Below are 23,328 nucleotides of genomic sequence, written 5' to 3'. Positions count from 1 at the left end.
AACGAATATAAACAAAGCATTATCCATGGAGTTTTTACAAAACAATTTAATTTATCTAATACCGGCGATGGGGGTTTTTGGCATCGTAATTATGGCTATAAAATCAGCCTGGGTTACTAAACAGGATCCTGGCGATGAAAATATGCAACGGCTTTCAGGTTATATTGCTGACGGAGCTATGGCTTTTCTTAAAGCTGAATGGAAGGTACTTGGATATTTCTCGGTAATCGCAGCTATTTTGTTAGCCTATTCGGGCACACTGGTTGAAACTTCAAGCTGGGTAATTGCAATTTCTTTTGTTATTGGTGCATTTACCTCAGCCCTTGCGGGTTATATAGGAATGAACATTGCCACTAAGGCAAATGTTCGTACTACTCAGGCTGCACGTACAAGCTTAGCAAAAGCACTACAGGTTTCTTTCACTGGTGGAAGTGTAATGGGAATTGGTGTTGCTGGTCTTGCTGTTTTAGGGCTTGGAAGCTTATTCATTGTATTCTATAATATGTATGTTGTAAATACGGGTGGCAGTGTGAATGGAAAAGAGATGGAAAAAGCACTCGAAGTTTTAGCTGGTTTTTCACTTGGTGCAGAGTCTATTGCATTATTTGCACGTGTTGGTGGTGGTATTTATACCAAAGCTGCCGATGTAGGTGCTGATCTTGTGGGTAAAGTTGAAGCAGGTATTCCTGAAGATGATGTAAGAAATCCTGCAACTATTGCTGATAATGTTGGTGATAATGTTGGTGATGTAGCTGGTATGGGTGCCGATCTATTCGGATCTTATGTTGCAACTATATTAGCAACCATGATTCTTGGTCGTGAAATTGTTTCTATCGATAATTTTGGAGGAATTGCTCCTATCCTTTTACCAATGCTAATTGCTGGTCTTGGATTAATATTATCAATTGTTGCTACGGCATTTGTAAGAATTAGTAAAGAAACCGACAGTGTTCAGAATGCGTTGAACATGGGTAACTGGTCTTCAATTATATTAACTGCTATTGTTTCTTTCTTCGCAGTAAAATGGATGTTGCCTGCCGGTGAAATGTTCATGAGCAGAGATATGGTAGGTGGCACCTTAAAAGAGGGCGCTATTGCCTTTACAAGTATGGATGTATTTTATTCCATCATTGTAGGACTGGTTGTTGGAACATTAATGAGTCTAATCACTGAATATTACACAGCAATGGGTAAACGTCCAGTTCTTAGTATTATCAAACAATCTTCAACAGGTCATGCAACCAATATCATTTCAGGTTTAGCCGTAGGCATGGAATCAACAGTTGCTCCAATCCTGGTGCTTGCTGCTGGTATTTACGGATCTTTCTATTTTGCAGGATTTTATGGTGTAGCAATTGCTGCAGCTGGAATGATGGCTACTACTGCCATGCAATTATCAATCGATGCTTTTGGTCCAATTGCAGATAACGCAGGTGGTATAGCCGAGATGAGTGGATTACCGTCAGAAGTTAGAGATCGTACCGATAACCTGGATGCTGTAGGTAATACTACTGCCGCAACTGGAAAAGGTTTTGCAATTGCTTCTGCTGCCTTAACATCACTTGCCTTATTTGCTGCATTTGTTGGTGTTGCTGGTATAGATCATATTGATATTTATAAAGCAGATGTACTTGCAGGATTATTTGTTGGAGGAATGATTCCATTTATTTTCTCAGCACTTTGTATTTCTGCAGTAGGCAGAGCAGCTATGGACATGGTGAATGAAGTACGCAGACAGTTTCGCGAAATTCCTGGCATCATGGAATACAAAGCAAAACCTGAATATGAAAAATGTGTTGCTATTTCAACAAAAGCATCTATTCGTGAAATGATGTTACCTGGTGCAATTGCCCTTATCGTTCCAATCATCATTGGATTTTCTTTTGGTCCTGAGGTTTTAGGCGGACTATTAGCAGGTGTTACTGTTTCAGGTGTGTTGATGGGTATGTTCCAGTCTAATGCAGGTGGCGCATGGGATAATGCAAAAAAATCATTTGAAAAAGGTGTTGAGATTGATGGTGAGATGTATTACAAAAAATCTGAGCCACATAAAGCTTCTGTTACTGGAGATACTGTTGGAGATCCATTTAAAGATACATCTGGCCCTTCGATGAATATCCTAATCAAACTTATGTCAATCGTATCCTTGATTATTGCCCCTCATATTTCTGCAGGTTTGAGTCATAAGGTAACTGTTGAAGTTAAAAAAGAAATAAAAGTGATCAAATCTGAAGATCAGGCCGGTAATACAACCATCGATACCATTGTAAATACAACTGATACAATTAGAAGATGATATTAACACAAAAAGGAATTCAAATTGAATTCCTTTTTGTGTTAACTGAATTCTCATCTGATAAGCTTACTACTATTTATCCTTATCCATTTGGCAAGAACAATCTGGTTTCATTATACCATTTTAATTAATTACGTTTGAAACCAGTAAAAATCATACTTTCACATAAACTATATTAACTAAACCAATTCGTATGTTCCACAAAAAATCTATCGAGCAGTTAATGTTCGAATCAAATGAGACAGGTGAAGGCACATTAAAACGATCGTTAAGCAGTATAAATCTAGTTGCTTTGGGAATAGGTGCAATTATAGGCGCCGGATTATTTTCTCTTACAGGAATTGCAGCTGCAGAAAATGCTGGTCCAGCAGTTACCATCTCATTTGCTCTAGCTGCTTTTGCTTGTGCATTCGCCGGACTCTGCTATGCAGAATTTGCATCCATGATTCCAGTTGCTGGAAGTGCATACACCTATTCTTATGCTACAATGGGTGAGTTTATGGCCTGGATTATTGGTTGGGATCTAGTTCTAGAATATGCTTTAGGAGCTGCTACAGTAGCCGTAAGCTGGTCAAGATACCTCTTAGAACTCCTTCACAAATACAATATTAATCTTCCGCATGAATTCATTGTATCCCCATGGGAAACGATGAAATTGGGAGATGGTACCGTAATTAATGGCGGTATAATTAATTTACCAGCCATTTTTATTGTCAGTGTTCTTTCTCTTGTATTGATTCGTGGTACTCAGGGATCTGCCAATATGAATAACTTCCTAGTAATTTTAAAGGTAACTGTCGTATTAATATTCATCATTTTAGGATGGAGTCATATTAATCCAGACAATTATGTACCCTATATTCCAGAAAACACCGGTAAATTCGAAAATTTTGGATGGTCAGGTATCTCAACAGGGGCAGCGGTAGTATTCTTTGCCTTTATTGGCTTTGATGCGGTATCAACTGCAGCTCAGGAAGCTAAAGATCCTCAAAAAGGAATGCCAATAGGAATATTAGGTTCACTAGTTGTTTGTACTATACTTTATGTACTTTTTGCTCACGTAATGACAGGTCTTGTAAATTATAAAGACTTTGCTGGCGATGCAAAACCTGCAGCTACAGCTTTTGCTATGACAGGTTATACCTATTTACAAGATGCTTTAATCATTGCAATACTTGCTGGATATACTTCAGTTATTCTGGTTATGCTTATGGGCCAATCACGTGTATTTTTCACTATGGCTAAAGATGGTTTATTGCCAAAGTTCTTTGCAGCAGTTCATCCTAGTTTCCGTACGCCATGGAAAACTAATTTATTCTTCCTTGTTTTTGTAAGTCTTTTTGCTGGTTTAGTGCCAGTATCAGATTTAGGACATATGGTAAGTATCGGCACATTGTTCGCCTTTACCTTAGTATGTATCGGAATCATGGTTCTACGTAAATCACTTCCAGATGTGGTCAGACCATTCAGAACTCCATGGGTACCTTTTGTACCTGTAATGGGAATTATAGTTTGTGTGTATTTAATGTACACTTTGCCAGCAGAAAGTTGGTACCGTCTAGGAATTTGGATGGCACTTGGAGTAATAATATACTTTATCTACGGTAAGAAGCACAGTAAAGTTCGTGAACTGAGAGACGGAAAAATAGTTGAAAAAGACAGAGAATAGTCTGAATTTCACTAGTATAAAAAAGGTTTCAGACAATTCTGAGACCTTTTTTTTAATTAAAAGAAATAAAATAGCATTATACTATTAGAAATTTAAAGAATCACAAGCATGGAAAATTTCAACTATAACCAGATTCTGTCTGTTACAATGATACTTTTTGCCATCATTGATATTCTGGGTTCAATTCCAATTGTGATCTCTCTGCGTAATAAAGTTGGCCATATCCAATCAGAAAAAGCATCTATTGTAGCACTACTACTCATGATATTTTTTCTCTTTATTGGAGAGGAAATGCTAAAAATAATCGGTCTTGATATTTCTTCTTTTGCGATTGCCGGTTCTGTGGTGATTTTTATTATTGCAATGGAAATGATATTAGGCATTAATTTATTTAAAGAAGAAGCTCCAGAAAGTGCATCTATTGTTCCACTTGCATTTCCATTGATTGCAGGGTCAGGAACACTAACCACCCTCCTATCTTTAAAATCGGAATATGCTACTCAAAATATCATTGTAGGAATAATTCTGAATATGATCTTTGTATACATTGTATTAAAGAATACCATCTATCTGGAAAAAATACTAGGAAAAACAGGCTTAAATATCATGCGTAAAGCATTCGGGATCATCCTTTTAGCTATTGCCATAAAGCTGTTTAGAAATAACACGGGATTGTAATTGATATTATTTGTTATCCGGCATAATTAACCGGGCAACAAACATAGTATCCGCCTTTCTGGTGTAGCCACTGATCAATTCTAAAGCTTCTAGCTTCATGCCATGTTCAGACTGAAGGAAACTAACTACATCTTCATTTTCCTCTCTGAAAACTGAGCAAGTTATATAAATCAGAGGTTTACCCGATTTAAGATACTTTATTGTATTTACGGCAATAGTCTTTTGCAAGTTTTGAAATCCCTTGATTTTATATTCCTCAAACTGACTGATCATTTCAGGAGTTCTTCCCCATGTACCTGAACCACTACAGGGAGCATCCAGAATGATACCGTCAAACTCATAATGATGGAGTTCAGGATCAGGATTTGTTGTAAGATCTATTAATTTCTTTTGATAGGTACGTAATCCCACTGCAATAAATCGTTCATCCAGATTATCTAGTACACTTTCTCGGATATCTGAAACTACAAGTTTAATATCAGGCTGTTCAGAAAACAATAACAATGATTTACCACCTGAAGCTGCACAAGCATCCCACCAATGTTCATAACGGTTTGGCTTGAAATAGTTCAAGGTATGCTGAGAAGAAAGATCCTGAACTTCAAATGGTTTAACAGCATAACTTGAATCCGGAAATAATGAACCCAGGTTGGTTCCATTTGGCAATACAATGGTAAAATCTCCAATTTGTTTGTATTCAATACCACTATCAAGGAGTATATTCAAAACATTGGACAGTGCCGCAGGATTTACCCGAATAAACAGGTCAGGCTGGATAAACAACGAGGAAAGAAATTGATATTCATCAATCCCATCAGACAAGTGACTTGTAAAAGGGAAAACATCGGTTAATACCAAGCCTTCATTTACTTCTGCATACTTTAGCTTTTCATCAAGCAACAAATCTATTTTATCATTCAAATCAGGACGAAAATGTTGAAGAAAAGGATTGTGTGCCGAGCTGCACAAGAACTCTGCAAGAAAAAGTCTTTGCTCGGTTGTTTTATCTGACAAGGCCCTTCCTAATCTGAAATAATTGTACAACAACCTGGATGCTGATCGACGATCTGTTGAGCCCATCTGCTTATTTTTCTTAAAAAAATCGGGCAGAAATTTAGTAATAGGCCTATCTCCAGGGTAAGTATTGAGAACCTTTATAAAGGATCTGAGCTGCTGTTCTGATCTCATTTTACCGGTTGAAGTTCAAAATTAGTATACCTGAGTAATATTAGCTCATCATTGATGTATCCAAATTTCGGATCTTTAGAAAACTTAAAAACAGTATGCAGGCCCTGATAAACGCTATCTTGCAGGTGATCTGCATAATCTTTTCCATACTTTTCAAGTAGCCCTCCAAAATAATAGCCAATATCAAACCCTTTAAATGAATACTCTGAGGGCTCAATGCTATACTCATCCCGATAGCGTGAAATGAAATTTTTAACATTCTGTGCTTTATAATTCACGAAATAGGATGTAGAGATTCGTGTGGTAAGAGCCTGCATCTTTTCTTGGCTTAAATACTTGGCTTTGATCCAGTTGGGGTGTCCAAATAACTCAATCTTATACCTTTGATTGAGTAATTTATACAGTTTATCTATTGTCGGCAGAAGAAATATTCTATCAGCCGATGCAATGATAAGCAGGTTAACTTTTGTAGGATCCAAATAGCTTTCAATGGCAATTGCAGTGGGCCTTTCAATAATACGAAACTTCCCTCCCGAAATTTTGGCCAAAGAGCTCTTAAAAAAGGAAGAAAACTTTGCATCCTCAGTCTTTTGAGTATTGATTAATACCAAGTTGACTAATTCAGGTTTATAATTCAGATGTATAAATTCAGCTATTTTCTGACCGTGCTGATTAATAGTATTAGTTACCGTAACGAGTCGCGGATTATTGAATTCGGCCGGTATAGATGCGGCTAAAGGTGAGATCTGTAACGTCTGGCCTAATTCCGAGAAATCAGCAAAGGTCTTGATTGCATCCGGAAAAACAGGCCCAATGATCAAGTCATTACTTCTTACCGAACTAGCCATAGCCAGGTTCACCACTCTGGTTTCCTGACTTTGTGTATCAAATACCTGAAGATTAAAATGATGACCGTTTATGATAAGTGAGTCAAGTGCAAGCTTAAAACCCTGATAAAAATCTATGGCTAGGTCAGCTTTTGCAATATCTTTGCGACCAGCAGTCTTAAGATTGATGGAATTTAATTCAAATGGCAGTAAAAGAGCTATTGAATGATTGGTTTGCTTTTTTACAGGTACAATTTCTTTCTGTTTCTCTCTTTCTACTGGCGAAGTTATTTCAACCGGCTTTGGAGCTGTAATCTTTTTTGAGCATGCAGATAAAAAAATCAGCATGCTCAATAGTATTACAAAATTATTCCCACTCAATAGTTGCAGGCGGTTTGGAACTAATATCATACACAACTCTGTTAATTCCTTTTACATTATTAATTATTTCATTGGATATCTTAGCAAGAAGATCGTATGGCAAATGACTCCAATCTGCAGTCATCCCGTCAACAGAACTTACAGCCCTTAAACAGATCACGTGCTCATAGGTTCTTTCATCGCCCATAACGCCAACTGATTGCACAGGCAAAAATATAGCACCTGCCTGCCAAACTTTGTCATACCATCCAGAAGATTTAAGGTTATTGATATAAATAGCATCGGCTTCCTGAAGAATAGCCACCTTTTCTGGGGTAATATCATCTAAAATTCGAATTGCTAGGCCTGGTCCTGGAAATGGATGTCTGCCTAACAGCGCACTATCCATACCTAATGTTTTACCAACTCTTCTAACTTCATCTTTAAATAGTGTATTTAAAGGCTCCACAACCTTAAGTTTCATAAAGTCAGGTAAACCTCCTACATTATGGTGTGATTTTATAGTTGCCGATGGACCTTTAACAGAAACTGATTCAATCACATCAGGATATATCGTACCCTGTCCTAACCATTTTACATCCTGAACTTCATGAGCAGCATCATCAAACACTTCTATAAATACCCTTCCAATTGCTTTTCTTTTGGTTTCAGGATCTTTAATTCCGGCAAGTTGACTTAAAAACCGGTCGCCAGCCCTTACCCCGCGAACATTAAGTCCCATATGCTGGTAAGAATCTAGAACCTGCTCAAACTCATTTTTACGCAATAAACCATTATCAACAAAAATACAATGAAGGTTTTTACCAATAGCCTGATGAAGCAGCACTGCTGCAACAGAAGAATCTACACCCCCAGACAATCCTAAAATCACCTTATCATTGCCAATTTTATCTTTGAGGGCCTGAATAGTGGTTTCAATAAAAGCATCAGGAGTCCAATCCTGCTTGCAAGCACAAATATCTACCAGAAAGTTTTGAAGTAATTGTTTTCCATCTGTGCTATGCGTTACTTCTGGATGAAATTGTATGCCATAAACCTTTGAATTCTTAATATGGTAGGCAGCAATTTTTACAGAATCAGTACTGGCAATGATCTCAAAATTATCTGGTATTGAGGCAATGGTATCTGCATGCGACATCCATGTTTGAGATCCTTCTGGGATATTTTTAAATAGAGGATGTGTATGATCAATAAAATCAAGGCAAGCTCTGCCATACTCACGTGTGGAGGATGCTTTAACCTCTCCTCCAGATTTCTGAGCTATGTATTGTGCTCCATAACAAACGCCAAGAATAGGGAATTTTTGCTGTAGCTCTTCTATGTCAACCTGAGGAGCATCCTCCTGTCTTACTGAATAAGGGCTTCCAGAAAGGATGATTCCTTTAACAGAACTATCAAATTCTCCAGAGGAGTCCTTGAAGACAGGAAGGTGATTAAATGGATGTATCTCGCAGTATACGTTAAGCTCTCTGACTCTACGTGCAATAAGTTGAGTGTATTGCGAACCGAAGTCAAGAATGATGATTTTTTCTTGCATGGGCAAAGATAACTTTTTTGTAGAGAGGCAGAAAGTATTATGATAAACCTTTGAAGGTTTTTATCATATTTTTATTTAAATCAGCGCATTATTCCATAAAGTGCACCACCCTTGTTAAACATACTGTCAACTTTCTTCTCCACTTGTGCATCTTTGATGAGTTCAGGGGCATGATGTTTTTTAATGCGGGCATCGATGATCAGCGGGCCTCTGCAGCCCCAATGTTTATGCTCTGTAAATGAGTTAATGCCATAAATATCATGCGAAGGATTACTTCTAGTAAAGCTTACCCAGACAAAATTATTAATCGTTTTAGCTACAAAACCTGCATCATCACACAAAATAAAAAGTGGCAAGCCATCCAAATCTGCAGAAGCTAATGTACTATTCAGAATTTTTAGTTCGCTTTCTGCCTGCTCATGGGTTAAAAATGGAGGAGCTTGAACGGCTAAAACACCTGGTATAACCATTTTAAATTGATCAAATGGCCTTGGCAGAGCAAAGGAATCTGGCAATTCTGTCCATAAGGTTCGTTTTTTATCTCCTGCAGCAGCAATAACAAGCTTTGAACCAGAATTAATATCAGTCCCGCTGTAATCAAGGGTATCTATAGTTGTTCTGGTATAAAAATGCAGATCGCGACTTAGATCAATGCGCTCCAATATGTGTTTAATGAAACCTGAAATATCACTTGTTTTAAGTAAAGGATCATCTTCCTTGCTAGAAATAAATAAATATTTAGCAAGGCTAAGTTGACTTTTACCTAAAATATGATTCGCTATAGTTAAAATTTCTTGAGGTTTTCTTTCCTTAAGGAAAGGAGTGTATCGTTCGCTACCAATAGCAAATAATAATGGATGCACTCCTGCAGCATCAACCGCATTAACTTCATGAAGTCCCGGAATTTCTTTTGGAATAGCAGAGCCGGTAATATCATGAATCAATGCACCAAAACTAGTATCCTCCTGTGGTGGTCGGCCAACTACAGTAAACGACCATATTGCATTTTTACGATGGTAGACATTGCGAACCTTCAGTAAAGGGAAAAGATGTTTAAGACTATAATAGCCCAAATGATCGCCGAATGGCCCCTCAGGTTTATTCTGACCGGGCTCAACGATACCAGTTATCACAAAATCAGCATCCGATGAAATGCAGAAGCCTTCAGAATCATAAAAATATCGGAAACGACGGTTACCTAGAGCTCCAGCAAATGTCATTTCAGATAAGCCCTCAGGCAAAGGCATTACCGCTGCTAATGGATGAGCTGGTGGTCCACCAATAAATATGCTAACCTTTAATGCCTTCCCTTTTGCATTAGCTTTAGTTTGATGAACACCTATTCCACGGTGCAATTGGTAATGTAGACCTATTTCTTGATTCTGAATATATTCATTTCCGCCAAGCTGGATACGGTACATTCCTAAATTTGCATTCATAATGCCAGGTTTATCGATATCTTCTGTATAAACCTGAGGCATTGTTACAAAGGGGCCGCCATCCATTGGCCAGTTTACTATCTGAGGCAAGGCTGAAATACTAGTTTTGCCAAATTTTATAGGAGAAAAAAGGCCATTATTCCAGGGCAAAGCAGAAAATGCAGTCATGCCTGCGCCTGCATATTTTAATGGATTTTTTAATGCTTTTAATGGGTCAGATTTCAAATCAACCAGGGTCTTAATGGCATCAAGAGTATCCCTGAACATAAATTTAGATCTCTCCAAAGTTCCAAACAAGTTTGATACTGCAGGAAACTTACTGCCTTTAATATTCTCAAAAAGTATTGCCGGACCTTCATTTTCAAAAACACGCAAATGTATCGCAGCTGCCTGGAGATAAGGATCTACCTCTTCTTTTATCCGGATGAGATGTCCATTTTTTTCAAGATCAGAAACACATTCGGCAAGACTTTTATACCCCATGAGTTAAACTAAAAAATTGCATTAATTTAGGATGCAATTTATGAAATTGTGGTTCAGGAAACTGAGTGTTTTAAATTTATGTTTAAAAGATTATAATAGGGTATCGTACCTTTTGCATTCGATACCAAATTTAATTAAAAAGTCAACCCCTTCGTCGCTCGGAAGCCCCTTATATTCGGCATAAGAAGCCTTATACCATACCTTTTTAATGCCAGATGAATAAATGATCCTTGCACAGGAAATACATGGAGAAAGCGTTAAATAGAGTGTTGTGCCATCTAGTGACATGCCGTTCTTAACAGCATACAGAATAGCATTTTCTTCAGCATGCAATGCAAGTGAACAACTATTCTTTGAATCGCGTGGGCAGCCAGAATCTGGCCATTCTTCATCACAATTATGTGTACCTGCAGGAGGTCCATTATAACCAATTGAGATGATCCTAGTGTCTTTAGTTAAAACAGCACCGACCTGGGCTTTCACGCAATGTGAGCGTGAAGCCAGGTCGGTTGCTAGATTCATAAATATCAAGTCGAAGCTTGGTTTTTCCTTCATTAATGCGATGCTTCTACGTCAAGTTTACTCACATCAATTCCTTGTTTTTTCAATTCTGAGCTTACTTTGATAGCAAAGTAGGCCAAATAAGCAAAACATAAGAAAGGAATGATATAGGAGAAGTGAATACCACTGGTATCTGCAAGAATTCCCTGCACTGGAGGAATAATCGCACCACCTAAGATCATCATGATAAGGAATGCAGATCCCTGAGAAGTGTATTTACCTAAACCTGTAATAGCAAGTGCAAAAATACATGGCCACATAATGGAACATGTAAGCCCACCGGCAAGAAATGCATAAATAGCAACCTGACCCGTAGTCAATAGCCCAATAACCATTGCCACCGCTCCTAAAACACCAAAGGTTAAAAGCGTCTTAGCAGGCTTATCCTGACTATAGAAAAATCCGGCAATCAAAATAACCAGACATACTCCATAGATAAAAAACTGCTGAACTGAAGTGCCGTTTAAATGATTCACAAATAAAATTAATGAGAATGCAATGAAAGGCATTACGATGGTAAGAATGGTTTTTGTAGTTTTTGACAGTTTAAATGCACTTACAGCACCCGTCCAGCGACCAATCATCATACTTCCCCAATAAAGTGAAATAAATGGAGCGATTTCAGAATCAGAATAACCTCCAAATTCAGGCAACTGCAACAAGGCCCCCATATTGCTCTGTATAGTAACTTCAACGCCTACATAAGTAAAGATTGCGATCATCCCTAGAATAAGTTGAGGATAACCCATAGCACCCCAGCCTGTCTTATCTTTTCCTGCTGCTTTTAGTGATAATAATAAGGTCACAATCATTATGAACAAAGAAAGATAAACCAATACTGAAATATCTACACCCGTAGCAACTGCAATAGGATTTGCAGCAAGGATCAATAGGAATGCCACGAAAATAATAAATAAAGGCAGATTTGTTTTTCCACTTGCTTCTACTTTCTCATCGCTTGTTACTTTAGGAAGTTTTGAAACCCAGAAGAATAGTGCAACTGCAAGGAATAGACCTGCTAAAATATAGTAGAGTGTATTTATTGACGAAATTTCAACTTCCTTTGGAGCTGCAGCCGTTGCAGTACCAAAAAGAATGACACTCACGGCTATAGGGCCTAAAATACCACCTAAATTGTTCACGCCACCAGCTAAGTTCAATCGGTTAGCACCAGTAACCGGACTACCCAATGCCACAACAAATGGATTTGCAGCAGTTTGCTGAAGTGAAAATCCAATGGCAACAAAGAAAAAAGAAGTCAGTATGAATGAAAAAGAACCTGAGTCAACCGCAGGAATCATCATTAATGCCCCACCTGCCGAAATAACAAGACCTAAAGCAATACTGTTCTTGTACCCTAACTTATTCAGGATATCAACTTTAATAATTTTTGAGGCATAAAACAAAATAAGAGAGCCAATAAAATAACCTCCATAAAAGGTAAAGTCAATTAACTGCGACTCAAATTGTGTTAAATTAAAGTGGGTTTTACAGAATGGGATAAAAATACCATTACTTGCAGCCAAAAAACCCCAGAAGAAAAACACTGTAATCAGCGTATATAATGCTGAAGCATAATTTTTTTGTGAATTGTTATCCATATCTAATTTTGTATGTTTTAAATAATTATCTAACATAAATTAATTTTCTCATATCTCTAAGTTTTAAATGTTTTTATCATTGATACAGTAAAATTCTTTGATTTTAAGTTAATTTGTACTTTCAATAAATGAATAAAAATTCGGAATGATAGAATCGATCATCTCAGGAATTAGTTTGGGATTTGTACTTTCTTTTTTAACTGGACCAGTTTTTTTTGCGCTGATTAAAACCAGTATAGAAAAAGGCTTCAACGCAGGAGTTTCATTAGCAGCCGGCGTGGTAGTCTGCGATATGTTTTATGTTGCTCTCACCATTTATGGAACTTCCTTTTTGGCCTTAGAAAACATGTACAGGATGCAGATAGGAATAGCTGGAAGCATTATCTTATTCAGTATAGGACTTTACTATTTGTTTAAAAAAGTTAAGGTCAATTATGAGGAAAACGCGTCTAAAAGACATTATACGGGTTATTTTCTCAAGGGCTTTTTCATGTGTATTTTTAATCCGGCAATCTTACTCTATTGGTTGAGTGTTACAAGTGGAGTAATTTCAATGTCAGGAAAAATAAAACCTGTTGACATCCTTCCATTTTACGGTTCAATATTGATCACACAATTTAGCTTGGATGTGCTGAAAGCCTATTATGCAAATAAATTAAGGTATAAGATCAAAGAAAAGATGATTTCTAATCTCAATAAAATTGCAGGAGCGCTTATCCTACTATTTGCAGCAAGAATAATCTACAACCTGCTTAGTGGACATTCACTAATTTAGCTCCAAAAGAACTCTATTGGCCAATAAATAAAATCAGAATTCAATTCATAAAAATCAAAAATTGAACAAAGATCCCAATTTTCAATAATTTAGTAAGCCCTTTGGTTCTTTCCTTCTACCCAATTCATAAAGGCTTTATTCACTACCTTATTCCCACCCGGTGTTGGGTAGTTGCCAGAGAAATACCAATCGCCCAAATGAGATGGAATGGCTTTATGAAGATTTTCAATCGTCTGATAAATAACTTTCACTTCAGCTTTTATATCTTTTGGAGTGATGATCTGAGCAATCCTGTCTGATATTTCCTGATCTGTAAACTGGCTGTATATTTCCTGAACATAATTTTTTACCTGTTTATTTCCTAGCTTTTCTGATTCAATACAATTACTATAAACACGTTTAATTACATCTTCTCTTCCGCTTTCTCTCAACAAAGATATGGTCGCTTCAAATGCAACAAACTCTCCCATTCTTGACATATCTATCCCATAACAATCCGGATATCTGATCTGTGGGGCAGAAGAAACTACAATTATTTTTTTAGGGCCTAAACGGTCGAGGATTTTTAGAATACTTTGTTTAAGGGTAGTACCTCTAACAATCGAATCGTCTAGAATTACTAGGTTATCTGCACCTCTATTGATCAGTCCGTAGGTTGTATCATAAACATGTGCAACCATATCCTGCCTATCAGCATCCTGGGTAATAAACGTTCTAAGCTTAACATCCTTTATTGCAATTTTTTCTATTCTGGCAGTCAGGTTCAATACATCTTCAAGTTCAGAATCGGATATTTTGTCGGCTCTATTTAGTAAAGTATCTTTTTGAAAATCTCTTAAATATTTATGAACACCCTCAACCATCCCATAGAAAGCTACCTCTGCCGTATTGGGAATATAAGAAAATACCGTGTTTTTAAGATCATCCTTAATGGCATTGAATATCTGCGGGCAAAGATTGAGTCCAAGCTGTTTTCGTTCCTTATAAATGGAGGCATCACTTCCTCTTGAGAAATAGATCCGCTCAAATGAGCATGATTTTTGTTCTTCAGGTTCTCTAAACTGCTCTTCAGTTACCTTTCCATTCTTTTTAATGATTAGGGCATAACCAGGTTTAATTTCCTTTACTGATTCTAAAGGAACATTAAATGCAGTTTGTATGGCTGGCCGTTCAGAAGTAACAATTACAATTTCATCATCATGATAGTAGAATGCTGGCCTGATTCCTACAGGGTCACGCATTACAAAGGCATCACCGTGACCAAAAATACCGCTGATTGTATATCCACCATCCCAAGTCTTAGCAGAACGTCTCAGGATCGAAGCTACATCAATATGCTCTGCAATCTGGTGGCTGATCTCCTCATTAGAGAAGCCTTCATTTTTGTATTTATCAAACAATATCTGATTCTCATCGTCTAAAAAGTGTCCAATCTTTTCAAGGACGGTAACAGTATCTGTTCTTTCTTTGGGATGCTGTCCCAATTCAAATAACTGTTCCAAGAGTTCATCAACATTGGTCATATTAAAATTACCACTTACTACCAGGTTTCTGGTCATCCAGTTATTCTGGCGTAAAAAGGGGTGACAACTTTCAATACTATTTTTGCCATGAGTTCCATAGCGCAAATGACCCATGAGTACTTCACCAGTAAAGCTGATATTCTCTTTCAGCCAATCCGTATCTTGCAGAAGTTCAGGGCTTTCTTTGTGAACATCGGCAAACTTTTTTTGAACATACTCAAAGATTTCTGCAACCGCATTCGCTCCCATTGCCCGATGGCGACTGATATAGCGCTTGCCGGGTTTTACATCTAGTTTGATCGTTGCAATACCCGCTCCGTCCTGCCCTCTGTTATGCTGTTTTTCCATCAGCAAATACAATTTATTCAAACCATACAGGGCGGTACCATATTTTTCCTGATAATAAGATAAGGGCTTTAAAAGACGGATAAGTGCGATTCCGCACTCATGTTTGATTTGATCACTCATAAGTAGTTCTGAGATTTCAAAAATAGATATTTAATCCCTAAGAAGCCAAGGAAAAAATGCTGAAAATCATCAGCCAATCGTATTAATTCAAAAGAAGTATACATAGGCTTCAGAATCAAAGGAATTGTTGAATTAGTGAAGGAAAAACTAGTAGTAGAAGTAATAAAAATGCTAAAAACATGCCAAGATAAGCTTTGGCCGTATTAGCAATTCTTACATCAGAACTAATTGATTCTTTTAAATATGCATTTAAAGGAATTTTAAAATAGTAGAATAAAGATACCAGGGTACTAATCGCTGCTAGTATTATCATTACCAAAATTATCAATGAACCCGATGAGTTATAGGCATCCAATGCAGTTGAGAATACTAAAAACTTTGCGGTAAAACCAACGGTAGGAGGTAAACCTGTTAGGGAAACTAAAACAAACACAAAACAAACCATTAACACACTAAATTGCCGGCCAAGCCCCCTGTAGTCTTCCAGATTTTGTTTCCCGGTTTGTTCCTCAATCTCATCTACAATTAAAAATGCTGCCATATTCATGATCACATAAATAAACATGTAAAAAATAAGTGTATGATATCCCTGACCAGGGGCTACAAACAGAGCCATAAACATAAATCCGGTATGCCCTATTGATGAATAAGCAAGCATACGTTTCGTATTATTTTGCCAAATTGCAGCAAAGTTTCCAAGCACCATACTTGCAATAGCTATTGAAGCTAGTATTAATTTAATGTCTAAAAATGGATGATCAAGGGCATTAATTAACACAATAAACTTAATTAGCAGGGCAAAACCAGCAATTTTTGGAGCTGTAGACAGAAAAGCAGTGACCGGCGTTGGTGCTCCTTCATAAACATCGGGTGCCCAAAAATGAAGCGGCACAACAGCTAATTTAAACGCGACTCCAACCAGTACCATGGTCAAGGCAAGGCCTAAAGCCATGGGCGGAATATTATTTAATCCGGAAATAAACGCAGGATCATTCAGATAAAGGCTACCTGTAAATCCATACAAAAGCGACATCCCATAAAGCATAATAGCAGAACATACTGCACCAAATAAAGCATATTTCATAGATGCCTCACTTTGTTTTTGATCGCGCGAAATATAACCTACCATTAAATAAGATCCCAAAGACACCATCTCTAAAGCCATAAATACCATTAGTAAATTAGCTGACATGGCCATTAAATTCATTCCAAGATGAACAGCCAAGAGAATAGCATAAAGATCACCAGTGCCTTTTTCATGAGCCAGCAGGGAACGATTATACCTGATAAACAAAACAAACAACAAACTAACCAGGCAAAAAAGAATCTTAAAGAGAATGGAAAGATGATCCATGATTACCATTCCACCAAATAAAGGCGTGTTTTCTACATTCAGGAATGCAAAACTTTGAACCAATACAATCAATAAAACACCAAGTGTTAAACCAAAACTTAACTGAGAAAATCGTTTCGATAAAAAAAGGTCTGACAAAATCACCAAAAGGAATCCAATCACCAAGGTTGCTTCAGACTGAAAATACGTTAAGCTTGCAATCGTATCATTAATTGAAGAAGATATTAACGGTAAATATTCGTTCATCATCCAGAAATTAATTGAATAAAGGCTAAAACAGAAGCATTCATTTTATCAAATAGCAAAGAAGGAAAAATCCCGAGTGCTAAAGCCAATGCTACCAGAGGTATTAATGCTAATTTTTCACGTGCATTAACATCACTAAGTTTGGAAAGCCAATCAGCAGCTCCCTTTAAGCGCAGCTGCCCAAAGAACATACGCTGTAAGGTCCAGAGAAAATAGGCAGCACTCAACAGAATTCCTATTGAAGCCACTACAGACATCCAACGAGGAATAAGTCCATTTACCTGCTCAGAAGTAAAGGCACCAATTAAAGTGAAGGCTTCGGCCATAAATGCAGAAAAACCAGGTAAACCCAAGGATGCGAAAAAAGCGACGATGACAAACGCTGTAAACTGAGGCATAATTTCTGCTAATCCGCTGAAATTTGCAATCTGTCGGTCTTGTACACGCTCATAAATCATTCCTACCAGGAAGAATAGCATAGCTGATAAACCACCGTGACTAATCATTTGAAGCATGGCACCACTTACACCCTCGGTTGTTGAAGATGCAATTCCAAGCAGTACAAATCCCATGTGGGATACTGAAGAGTAAGCAATCAGTCGTTTAAGATCTGTTTGAGCAAGCGCATTCAATGCACCATAAATAATGGAGACGATGCCGATAAGACCAATCCACCAGGCAGATAACATTGCTGAGTCGGGAAAAATGCTGTAGCAAACTCTGATCATACCATAACCACCAACCTTTAGCAGTAAGCCTGCAAGAATTATTGAAATCGGTGTTGGAGCTTCAACATGCGCATCAGGCAACCAAGTATGCAGTGGTACTATTGGCACTTTGATTGCGAATGCAACAAACAAAACAATGAAAGCAAGTAATCTAGCTGAAATACCAAACAAGTTTTTTGCAGCTATAGCTGAAAAAATAGATCCATCAGAATAGTTCGATGGGTCCATCATCAAGATCATATTAAAGGTATGATTACCTGTTGCAGGATTAATAACAGAAAAATATAAACCTATTATAACCAGCAGCATAAACACAGAACCAAATAGGGTGTATAAAAAGAACTTAATGGCAGCATATTCCCTTTTAATTCCACCCCACATTCCAATCAGAAAATAAAGTGGCAAAAGCATTAATTCATAGAAAATATAAAACAGGAAAAAATCCAATGCGCAAAAAACACCAATTATGGCCGTGTTCAACAATAGAAATAGTGAAAAGTAGGCCTTAAGTTTTGTTTTAATTTGCCAAGATGCCAAGGTTGCTACAAAGGTAACAAGGGCAGACAAGATCAAAAATGGCATAGACAAGCCATCAATACCCAAGAAATAATCAATTTCAAGGTTGCCAATATTGCCCAGGTTTAAACGAATCCATGGAAGTTTTTCAACCAATTGGTATTGAGATTCTTTATTAATACCCGCAGCAAATGCAGCGCTATTAAATTTTAAATAAATGAACAGACTCATTACAAATTGAATCACACTCACTCCCAGTGCAATGTATTTATAGTGTTGCTGGAATCGCGATGGCAAGATCAAAATGAACAATGCGGCAATAAGCGGCAAAAAAATCAATAGTGATAACATAGTTAATTGGTCCCTTCCGAAATCCGCATAGCGGTGTTGAATGATTTGATTAAGATCATATAAAATAAGTTAGAATAAAAAATGAGAGCACAACCAATAGCATTGATATAAGATAATGCTGCAATTTACCGGTCTGAAAATTACGTGAAAAATTTCCGATCCATTTTGCACATGTTCCTAATGCATTCACAAAGCCATCAACTAGGATTCTGTCGAACCAATGAGTAATTGCTGATAATATGTTAATCAATGTAGCAGATTTCAATACCAGTGCATCGATAATGTTTCTGTCAAACCAATAGCATACTCTTGAAAATTTTTCAACAGGTACAGTAAATAAATACCTGTAAAGTTGATTCAGATACCATTCCTGCTTAAAAAACCGATGAAAAATATTTTTTTCAGAAATAGACATACCATCATTCTTTACATAAATTTTATAGGCTGTAAAAATGAGTACTACGGTTCCAATATTAAGGATCATTGGAATGAGCCAATGGTAAAGTTTCACCTTTTGAAATAAGCTAGACGAAAACCCATTCCAAAGCCATGAGCTTTCAAATGAAAGCGGATTCAATGAAAAGGCAAAAAATAAACAGAAAAAAGCAAGAATCAATAATACATAGGACATTTGCTTTGGCGCGTCCTGAATTTGATCAGCCTGTTCCCTACTCATTTGTTTTGGTGCAGAAAAAAATACTTTAAAAACCAATCTACTGATATAAAAAACAGTAAGCCAGCTTGTTATAACCATTGCATAGGGTATCATTTTGTATATTCCATTTCTTGATCCGGCCCATTCAAAAGCGGCGATAAGAATAGCATCCTTTGATAAATAACCTGAGCTAAGTGGTAAGCCAATAAGAGCTGCTGAGGCCAGGCACATTCCAATTAGAGTAATTGGCATCCCTTTTCTAAGTCCTCCCATTAACCGAATATCCTGACAATTTAAATCAAGGCTATACTCATTGCGATAGTGATGAAGCTGATGAATTACAGAACCAGCTGCAAGAAAAAGTAAACATTTAAAAAAAGCATGCGTGGCTAAGTGAAAAATACTCTCAGAATATGCACCTATTCCAAGGGCCATGACCATAAATCCAAGCTGAGAAATAGTTGAATAAGCAAGAATACGTTTAATATCATTTTGAGAGATCGCAATTGTTGCCGCCATGAATGCAGTAAATGCACCTATACAAACCATACTATTCAATACAAAAGGATCAAAAACAGGATAGACCCTAGCAATTAAGAAAACACCGGCAGCAACCATTGTAGCAGCATGAATTAACGAGGAAACAGCAGTTGGGCCCTCCATCGCATCAGGGAGCCAGGTATGCAGTGGAAACTGGGCAGATTTTGCCATAGCGCCAATAAAAAAGCCTAAACCCGCAATACTGAGCCATACTTCAGGCATCTGCCGGGAAGCACTTATCCATAATCCTTTATCAAACAAAGATGCTTTCACGAGCCCGATATCACCAAAAAGTGCAGTAATATCAAGTGTGCGGAACTGGCTAAAAATGATTATTATTCCAAGTAGGAAACCAATATCACCGATACGGTTCATGATAAAAGCTTTTTTGGCAGCCTGAGAAGCAATTGGTTTGGTATACCAAAAACCTATTAACAGAAAGGAAGAAAACCCAACTAGTTCCCAGAATAAATAAATCAATAAAAGGTTGTCAGAAATAACCAGGCCAAGCATTGAAAAACAAAACAAGCCCAAATAAGCCCAATACCTATGAATATTAAGATCACCTTTCATGTATGATCTTGAATAGATATGCACTAGTACTGAGATACCTGAAACCAAGGTTATCATTAATACAGAAAGATTATTCAATAATACACCTGCTTTAAATTCAATATCTCCAATTAAAAACCAAGGAATTTGGTAATGTATAGGCTGTTTATTCCAAATAAAATAGAAAAGATAAACTGAAAGAATGAATGATATTGAGCTATTAATTAGAGCAAGATTAGCTCCCTTTCCTTTTTTACCGGCAAGAATTAACAGGAACGAAAATAATGGCAACAAAATCACCAGCAGTGAAATTAAACCAACAAAGCCTGAAAATTCAATTTCTTCCATCTTAATCTTTCAGCTTATCAATTTTTGAAGGATCAATCGTTTTAAAATGTTTATAAACATTTAAAATAATTGCTAGTGCTACTGCAACACCTGCAGCTGCAAGTACAATTGCAAATAATGCAAAAAGCTGGCCCCCACCATTTACTTGATCAAATTTGCCAAAAGCTACAAAATTCAATACTGCGGCATTGATCATAAACTCAATTCCTATTAAAATTTGAATGGCATTTTTTTTAGTCAACACTGCATATAAGCCAATACAGAAAAGACCGGCACTTATGATCAAAAAATGACTTAAAGGAATCATATCTTCTTGTCCTTTCTTGCTAAATGTGCAGCCCCTATTAAAGCCATCATTAAAAAAACAGACAATACTTCAAATGGAAGTAGGTATTTGGTCATACTGAGTATACCAATGTTGTGAGTAGTATTATCTATTTCCTTGATAGTATTGGATGATTTTATCCAATTTAACGCAGAAAAATCTATTTGTAAATTTAAACTGACCAAAATAAATAAAAATGCAAGGCAGATAAATATGCCCATAACTTGATAAAATTTAAAGCTTGTTTTAATGGGCTGAAGAGAATTTAGCAATTCCTTATTTGAAAGCATAAATGCAAATAACATCAAAACAAGAACACCTCCAACATAAATTACAACTTGAGTAATTGCAATAAAATCTGCAAGTGCAAACACGTACAAGGCTGCTAAAGAAAAAAGAGAGACAAAAAACAAGAAAATACTTCTTACCAAATTCTGCATAGTAACAACCATTAATGCAGATATCAGCAGCAATGCAGCAAAAAAGTAGAAGATCAGTTGTTCTGTATTCATTATTTATTTTCTGTGTTTTGTTGCAAAGCTGCTTGTTTTGCAGCGAATCGTTCCGCATTTAATTGCTCTAATGCCAAACGCTTTTCATCAGCTTCTGCAGCTGTCATATCTGAAAATTTATAGGTCATTTCATTCAGGTCGATCATACTGCGATCGTAAGTATCGGTCATCACAATGCATTCTGTTGGACAAACAACAGTACATAAACCACAGTACATACATTTTGCCATATCAATATCAAATTTTGCGGCATACAATCTTTTAGTAGTACCATCCGAAGTTTTACCAATAGCTTCGATTGACTTGATGCTTTCTATGTCAATACAATCTACAGGACAGATCTTTGCACAAAGGTCACATACAATACAATCATCCATCTCAACATCCAACTGATAACGACCAACCTCTGGTACAGGTAGTTGAACATGCGGATATTGAATCGTAGTTATTCCAGAATTTTGAGCAAAATAATCAGGATCTGATATAGCCTTCACTTTTCTACTTTCTGTTGCAGCAAAGAAATGTCTAAGCGTTAATCTTAAGCCTTTAAAAACTGTTTTGAAACCATTTAATACTTTCTTTATCATGTTATCTGGATTTAGGGAACTAACCCGACTCCAATTATTTTTGATTTAAAATCAATGATTTTACATCATTGTTAAGCGCCATATTCCAGAAATAAGCATACATAAAAATGCTAGAGGTGTTAATATTTTCCAGCAAAAACTCATCAACTGATCTACCCTAAAACGTGGTAGCGTCCACCTAATCCATATTTGTATGGCTACAACGCTTAACGTTTTAAAGAGTATCCAAAAAATACCCCAACCTATTCCTGTTGTCCAGTTTGCTAGTGAAACAGACCCTACATTAGGCAGAGGGCTGTTCCAGCCACCCAAAAAGAGTACCACACCTATCATTCCAACTAAAAACATCATAGAATATTCGGCTAAAAATATAAAGGCAAACCTCAAACCCGAATATTCTACATGAAAACCACCAATCAATTCAGATTCTGCCTCAGGAATATCAAAGGGAGCACGATTACATTCAGCCAGAGAGGCAATAAAATAGATGATATAGGCAAGTATAAGATGCGGCGCTTGAAAAACATTCCATGAAAGAATACCTCCAATAGCCTTAACATCCCAAATTCCAAGAAAATTTACAGCTTCTGAACTGAGTATTCCCTGCCTAATCGTTATCTCTTGGAGGTTTAAGGACTGAGAAATCATCACTACCGACAAAAGGGAAATACCGGCCGGAATTTCATAAGACACCATCTGAGCTACTGAGCGCATTGACCCTAATAAAGCATATTTATTATTTGAACCCCAACCTGCCATTAAAATTCCGAGCGTTTCTATTGATAATATAGCAAAAATGTAAAAAACTCCAAGGTTTAAGGAGGCGGGAATAAGCCCCGGAGCCCATGGCAAAGCAGCAAAACCTAGGTAAACAGAAACAAAAATAATTATCGGAGCAAGAATAAAAAGGATTTTATCGGCGGCAGTTGGAATAATAAACTCCTTTTGCAGCATTTTTAAAATATCGGCAAATGCTTGTAATGAACCATACTTTCCAACCTCCATAGGTCCTAAACGATCCTGTATAAAGGCAGATATTTTTCGCTCAGAATACAGTGCAAACAAGGTAAAAAGTGCAGTAAATGCAAATAGTGCGCTTGCAACCAATACATATGTCAGATAGAAATTCAATTTATCGGGCTTATGTACGCAAACTTACATAATCTGCTTAAAAATGCAGTGCAAATC

General features: G+C 37.0%; 18 protein-coding genes. 4 read left to right on the top strand and 14 right to left on the bottom strand.

Annotated elements, in window-relative coordinates:
• Positions 1-25: 25 nt before the first annotated feature.
• The 3 genes from ACIQZ6_RS01330 to ACIQZ6_RS01320 all read left to right on the top strand — a co-directional run bounded on the left by ACIQZ6_RS01330 (position 26) and on the right by ACIQZ6_RS01320 (position 4,643).
• The gene (locus ACIQZ6_RS01330; protein WP_395807423.1) at positions 26-2,296 is read left to right on the top strand and encodes a sodium-translocating pyrophosphatase; all 2,271 of its coding nucleotides are present in this window, start codon (positions 26-28) and stop codon (positions 2,294-2,296) included.
• Positions 2,297-2,489: 193 nt separating this feature from the next.
• Positions 2,490-3,965 carry an amino acid permease gene (locus tag ACIQZ6_RS01325; protein ID WP_395807421.1) on the top strand — a complete coding sequence of 492 codons (1,476 nt, stop codon included), beginning with the start codon at positions 2,490-2,492 and terminating at the stop codon, positions 3,963-3,965.
• A gap of 108 nt (positions 3,966-4,073) precedes the next feature.
• Positions 4,074-4,643: a MarC family protein gene (locus tag ACIQZ6_RS01320; RefSeq protein WP_395807419.1), complete on the top strand. Its 570-nt coding sequence runs from the start codon at positions 4,074-4,076 to the stop codon at positions 4,641-4,643.
• 6 nt (positions 4,644-4,649) lie between these two features.
• On the opposite strand, the gene ACIQZ6_RS01315 is transcribed toward ACIQZ6_RS01320, so the two are convergent.
• The 6 genes from ACIQZ6_RS01315 to ACIQZ6_RS01290 all read right to left on the bottom strand — a co-directional run bounded on the left by ACIQZ6_RS01315 (position 4,650) and on the right by ACIQZ6_RS01290 (position 12,660).
• On the bottom strand, positions 4,650-5,831 hold the full coding sequence (locus ACIQZ6_RS01315) for an RsmB/NOP family class I SAM-dependent RNA methyltransferase (RefSeq protein WP_395807417.1): 1,182 nt from the start codon (positions 5,829-5,831) through the stop codon (positions 4,650-4,652).
• Entirely contained in the window at positions 5,828-7,006 is a 1,179-nt protein-coding gene (locus ACIQZ6_RS01310) for an ABC transporter substrate-binding protein (RefSeq protein WP_395807415.1), read from the bottom strand. The genes ACIQZ6_RS01315 and ACIQZ6_RS01310 overlap by 4 nt, the downstream gene beginning before the upstream one ends.
• A 19-nt stretch (positions 7,007-7,025) precedes the next feature.
• Positions 7,026-8,576, bottom strand: a complete 1,551-nt coding sequence (gene guaA / locus ACIQZ6_RS01305) for a glutamine-hydrolyzing GMP synthase (protein ID WP_395807413.1) — start codon at positions 8,574-8,576, stop codon at positions 7,026-7,028.
• A gap of 80 nt (positions 8,577-8,656) precedes the next feature.
• Positions 8,657-10,498 (bottom strand): UbiD family decarboxylase, encoded by a 1,842-nt coding sequence (locus ACIQZ6_RS01300; protein WP_395807411.1) that lies wholly within the window; start codon positions 10,496-10,498, stop codon positions 8,657-8,659.
• A 90-nt stretch (positions 10,499-10,588) separates the two neighbouring features.
• Positions 10,589-11,020 carry a deoxycytidylate deaminase gene (locus ACIQZ6_RS01295; RefSeq protein WP_395807409.1) on the bottom strand — a complete coding sequence of 144 codons (432 nt, stop codon included), beginning with the start codon at positions 11,018-11,020 and terminating at the stop codon, positions 10,589-10,591.
• Between the two features lie 32 nt (positions 11,021-11,052).
• Positions 11,053-12,660, bottom strand: coding sequence for an MFS transporter (locus ACIQZ6_RS01290; protein ID WP_395807407.1), 1,608 nt, complete (start codon positions 12,658-12,660; stop codon positions 11,053-11,055).
• 145 nt (positions 12,661-12,805) lie between these two features.
• Here ACIQZ6_RS01290 and ACIQZ6_RS01285 point away from each other — a divergent pair, with 145 nt between their 5' ends.
• Positions 12,806-13,435 carry a LysE family translocator gene (locus tag ACIQZ6_RS01285; protein ID WP_395807405.1) on the top strand — a complete coding sequence of 210 codons (630 nt, stop codon included), beginning with the start codon at positions 12,806-12,808 and terminating at the stop codon, positions 13,433-13,435.
• 89 nt (positions 13,436-13,524) lie between these two features.
• On the opposite strand, the gene ACIQZ6_RS01280 is transcribed toward ACIQZ6_RS01285, so the two are convergent.
• The 8 genes from ACIQZ6_RS01280 to ACIQZ6_RS01245 form a co-directional block, all read right to left on the bottom strand.
• Entirely contained in the window at positions 13,525-15,426 is a 1,902-nt protein-coding gene (locus ACIQZ6_RS01280) for an amidophosphoribosyltransferase (protein ID WP_395807403.1), read from the bottom strand.
• 115 nt (positions 15,427-15,541) lie between these two features.
• The gene (locus ACIQZ6_RS01275; protein WP_395807402.1) at positions 15,542-17,029 is read right to left on the bottom strand and encodes an NADH-quinone oxidoreductase subunit N; all 1,488 of its coding nucleotides are present in this window, start codon (positions 17,027-17,029) and stop codon (positions 15,542-15,544) included.
• The gene (locus ACIQZ6_RS01270; protein ID WP_395807400.1) at positions 17,026-18,621 is read right to left on the bottom strand and encodes a NuoM family protein; all 1,596 of its coding nucleotides are present in this window, start codon (positions 18,619-18,621) and stop codon (positions 17,026-17,028) included. Before ACIQZ6_RS01270 ends, ACIQZ6_RS01275 begins: the two co-directional genes overlap by 4 nt.
• Positions 18,622-18,676: 55 nt before the next feature.
• Positions 18,677-20,716 (bottom strand): NADH-quinone oxidoreductase subunit L, encoded by a 2,040-nt coding sequence (nuoL, locus tag ACIQZ6_RS01265; RefSeq protein WP_395807398.1) that lies wholly within the window; start codon positions 20,714-20,716, stop codon positions 18,677-18,679.
• Between the two features lies 1 nt (position 20,717).
• Entirely contained in the window at positions 20,718-21,023 is a 306-nt protein-coding gene (gene nuoK / locus ACIQZ6_RS01260; RefSeq protein WP_395807396.1) for an NADH-quinone oxidoreductase subunit NuoK, read from the bottom strand.
• The gene (locus tag ACIQZ6_RS01255; RefSeq protein WP_395807394.1) at positions 21,020-21,553 is read right to left on the bottom strand and encodes an NADH-quinone oxidoreductase subunit J; all 534 of its coding nucleotides are present in this window, start codon (positions 21,551-21,553) and stop codon (positions 21,020-21,022) included. The genes nuoK and ACIQZ6_RS01255 overlap by 4 nt, the downstream gene beginning before the upstream one ends.
• Positions 21,553-22,140, bottom strand: a complete 588-nt coding sequence (locus tag ACIQZ6_RS01250) for a 4Fe-4S binding protein (protein ID WP_395807392.1) — start codon at positions 22,138-22,140, stop codon at positions 21,553-21,555. Before ACIQZ6_RS01250 ends, ACIQZ6_RS01255 begins: the two co-directional genes overlap by 1 nt.
• A 60-nt stretch (positions 22,141-22,200) precedes the next feature.
• Positions 22,201-23,271, bottom strand: coding sequence for an NADH-quinone oxidoreductase subunit H (locus ACIQZ6_RS01245; RefSeq protein ID WP_395807390.1), 1,071 nt, complete (start codon positions 23,269-23,271; stop codon positions 22,201-22,203).
• Positions 23,272-23,328 lie beyond the last annotated feature (57 nt).

Origin of the sequence: Daejeonella sp. (genome assembly GCF_044348475.1) — a bacterium.
Lineage (GTDB): Bacteria > Bacteroidota > Bacteroidia > Sphingobacteriales > Sphingobacteriaceae > Daejeonella.
Note: the sequence above shows the minus strand (reverse complement) of the source record. Positions and strands in the feature narration are given on the sequence as shown.

Coding starts and splice junctions, on each gene's coding strand:
- ACIQZ6_RS01325 (WP_395807421.1), top strand. CDS start 2,490: ATGTTCCACAAAAAATCTATCGAGCAGTTAATGTTCGAATCAAATGAG.
- ACIQZ6_RS01255 (WP_395807394.1), bottom strand. CDS start 21,553: ATGAATACAGAACAACTGATCTTCTACTTTTTTGCTGCATTGCTGCTG.
- nuoK (WP_395807396.1), bottom strand. CDS start 21,023: ATGATTCCTTTAAGTCATTTTTTGATCATAAGTGCCGGTCTTTTCTGT.
- ACIQZ6_RS01300 (WP_395807411.1), bottom strand. CDS start 10,498: ATGGGGTATAAAAGTCTTGCCGAATGTGTTTCTGATCTTGAAAAAAAT.
- ACIQZ6_RS01330 (WP_395807423.1), top strand. CDS start 26: ATGGAGTTTTTACAAAACAATTTAATTTATCTAATACCGGCGATGGGG.
- ACIQZ6_RS01280 (WP_395807403.1), bottom strand. CDS start 15,426: ATGAGTGATCAAATCAAACATGAGTGCGGAATCGCACTTATCCGTCTT.
- ACIQZ6_RS01250 (WP_395807392.1), bottom strand. CDS start 22,140: ATGATAAAGAAAGTATTAAATGGTTTCAAAACAGTTTTTAAAGGCTTA.
- ACIQZ6_RS01310 (WP_395807415.1), bottom strand. CDS start 7,006: ATGCTGATTTTTTTATCTGCATGCTCAAAAAAGATTACAGCTCCAAAG.
- ACIQZ6_RS01270 (WP_395807400.1), bottom strand. CDS start 18,621: ATGTTATCACTATTGATTTTTTTGCCGCTTATTGCCGCATTGTTCATT.
- ACIQZ6_RS01320 (WP_395807419.1), top strand. CDS start 4,074: ATGGAAAATTTCAACTATAACCAGATTCTGTCTGTTACAATGATACTT.
- ACIQZ6_RS01295 (WP_395807409.1), bottom strand. CDS start 11,020: ATGAATCTAGCAACCGACCTGGCTTCACGCTCACATTGCGTGAAAGCC.
- ACIQZ6_RS01275 (WP_395807402.1), bottom strand. CDS start 17,029: ATGATGAACGAATATTTACCGTTAATATCTTCTTCAATTAATGATACG.
- nuoL (WP_395807398.1), bottom strand. CDS start 20,716: ATGGAAGAAATTGAATTTTCAGGCTTTGTTGGTTTAATTTCACTGCTG.
- guaA (WP_395807413.1), bottom strand. CDS start 8,576: ATGCAAGAAAAAATCATCATTCTTGACTTCGGTTCGCAATACACTCAA.
- ACIQZ6_RS01285 (WP_395807405.1), top strand. CDS start 12,806: ATGATAGAATCGATCATCTCAGGAATTAGTTTGGGATTTGTACTTTCT.
- ACIQZ6_RS01290 (WP_395807407.1), bottom strand. CDS start 12,660: ATGGATAACAATTCACAAAAAAATTATGCTTCAGCATTATATACGCTG.
- ACIQZ6_RS01315 (WP_395807417.1), bottom strand. CDS start 5,831: ATGAGATCAGAACAGCAGCTCAGATCCTTTATAAAGGTTCTCAATACT.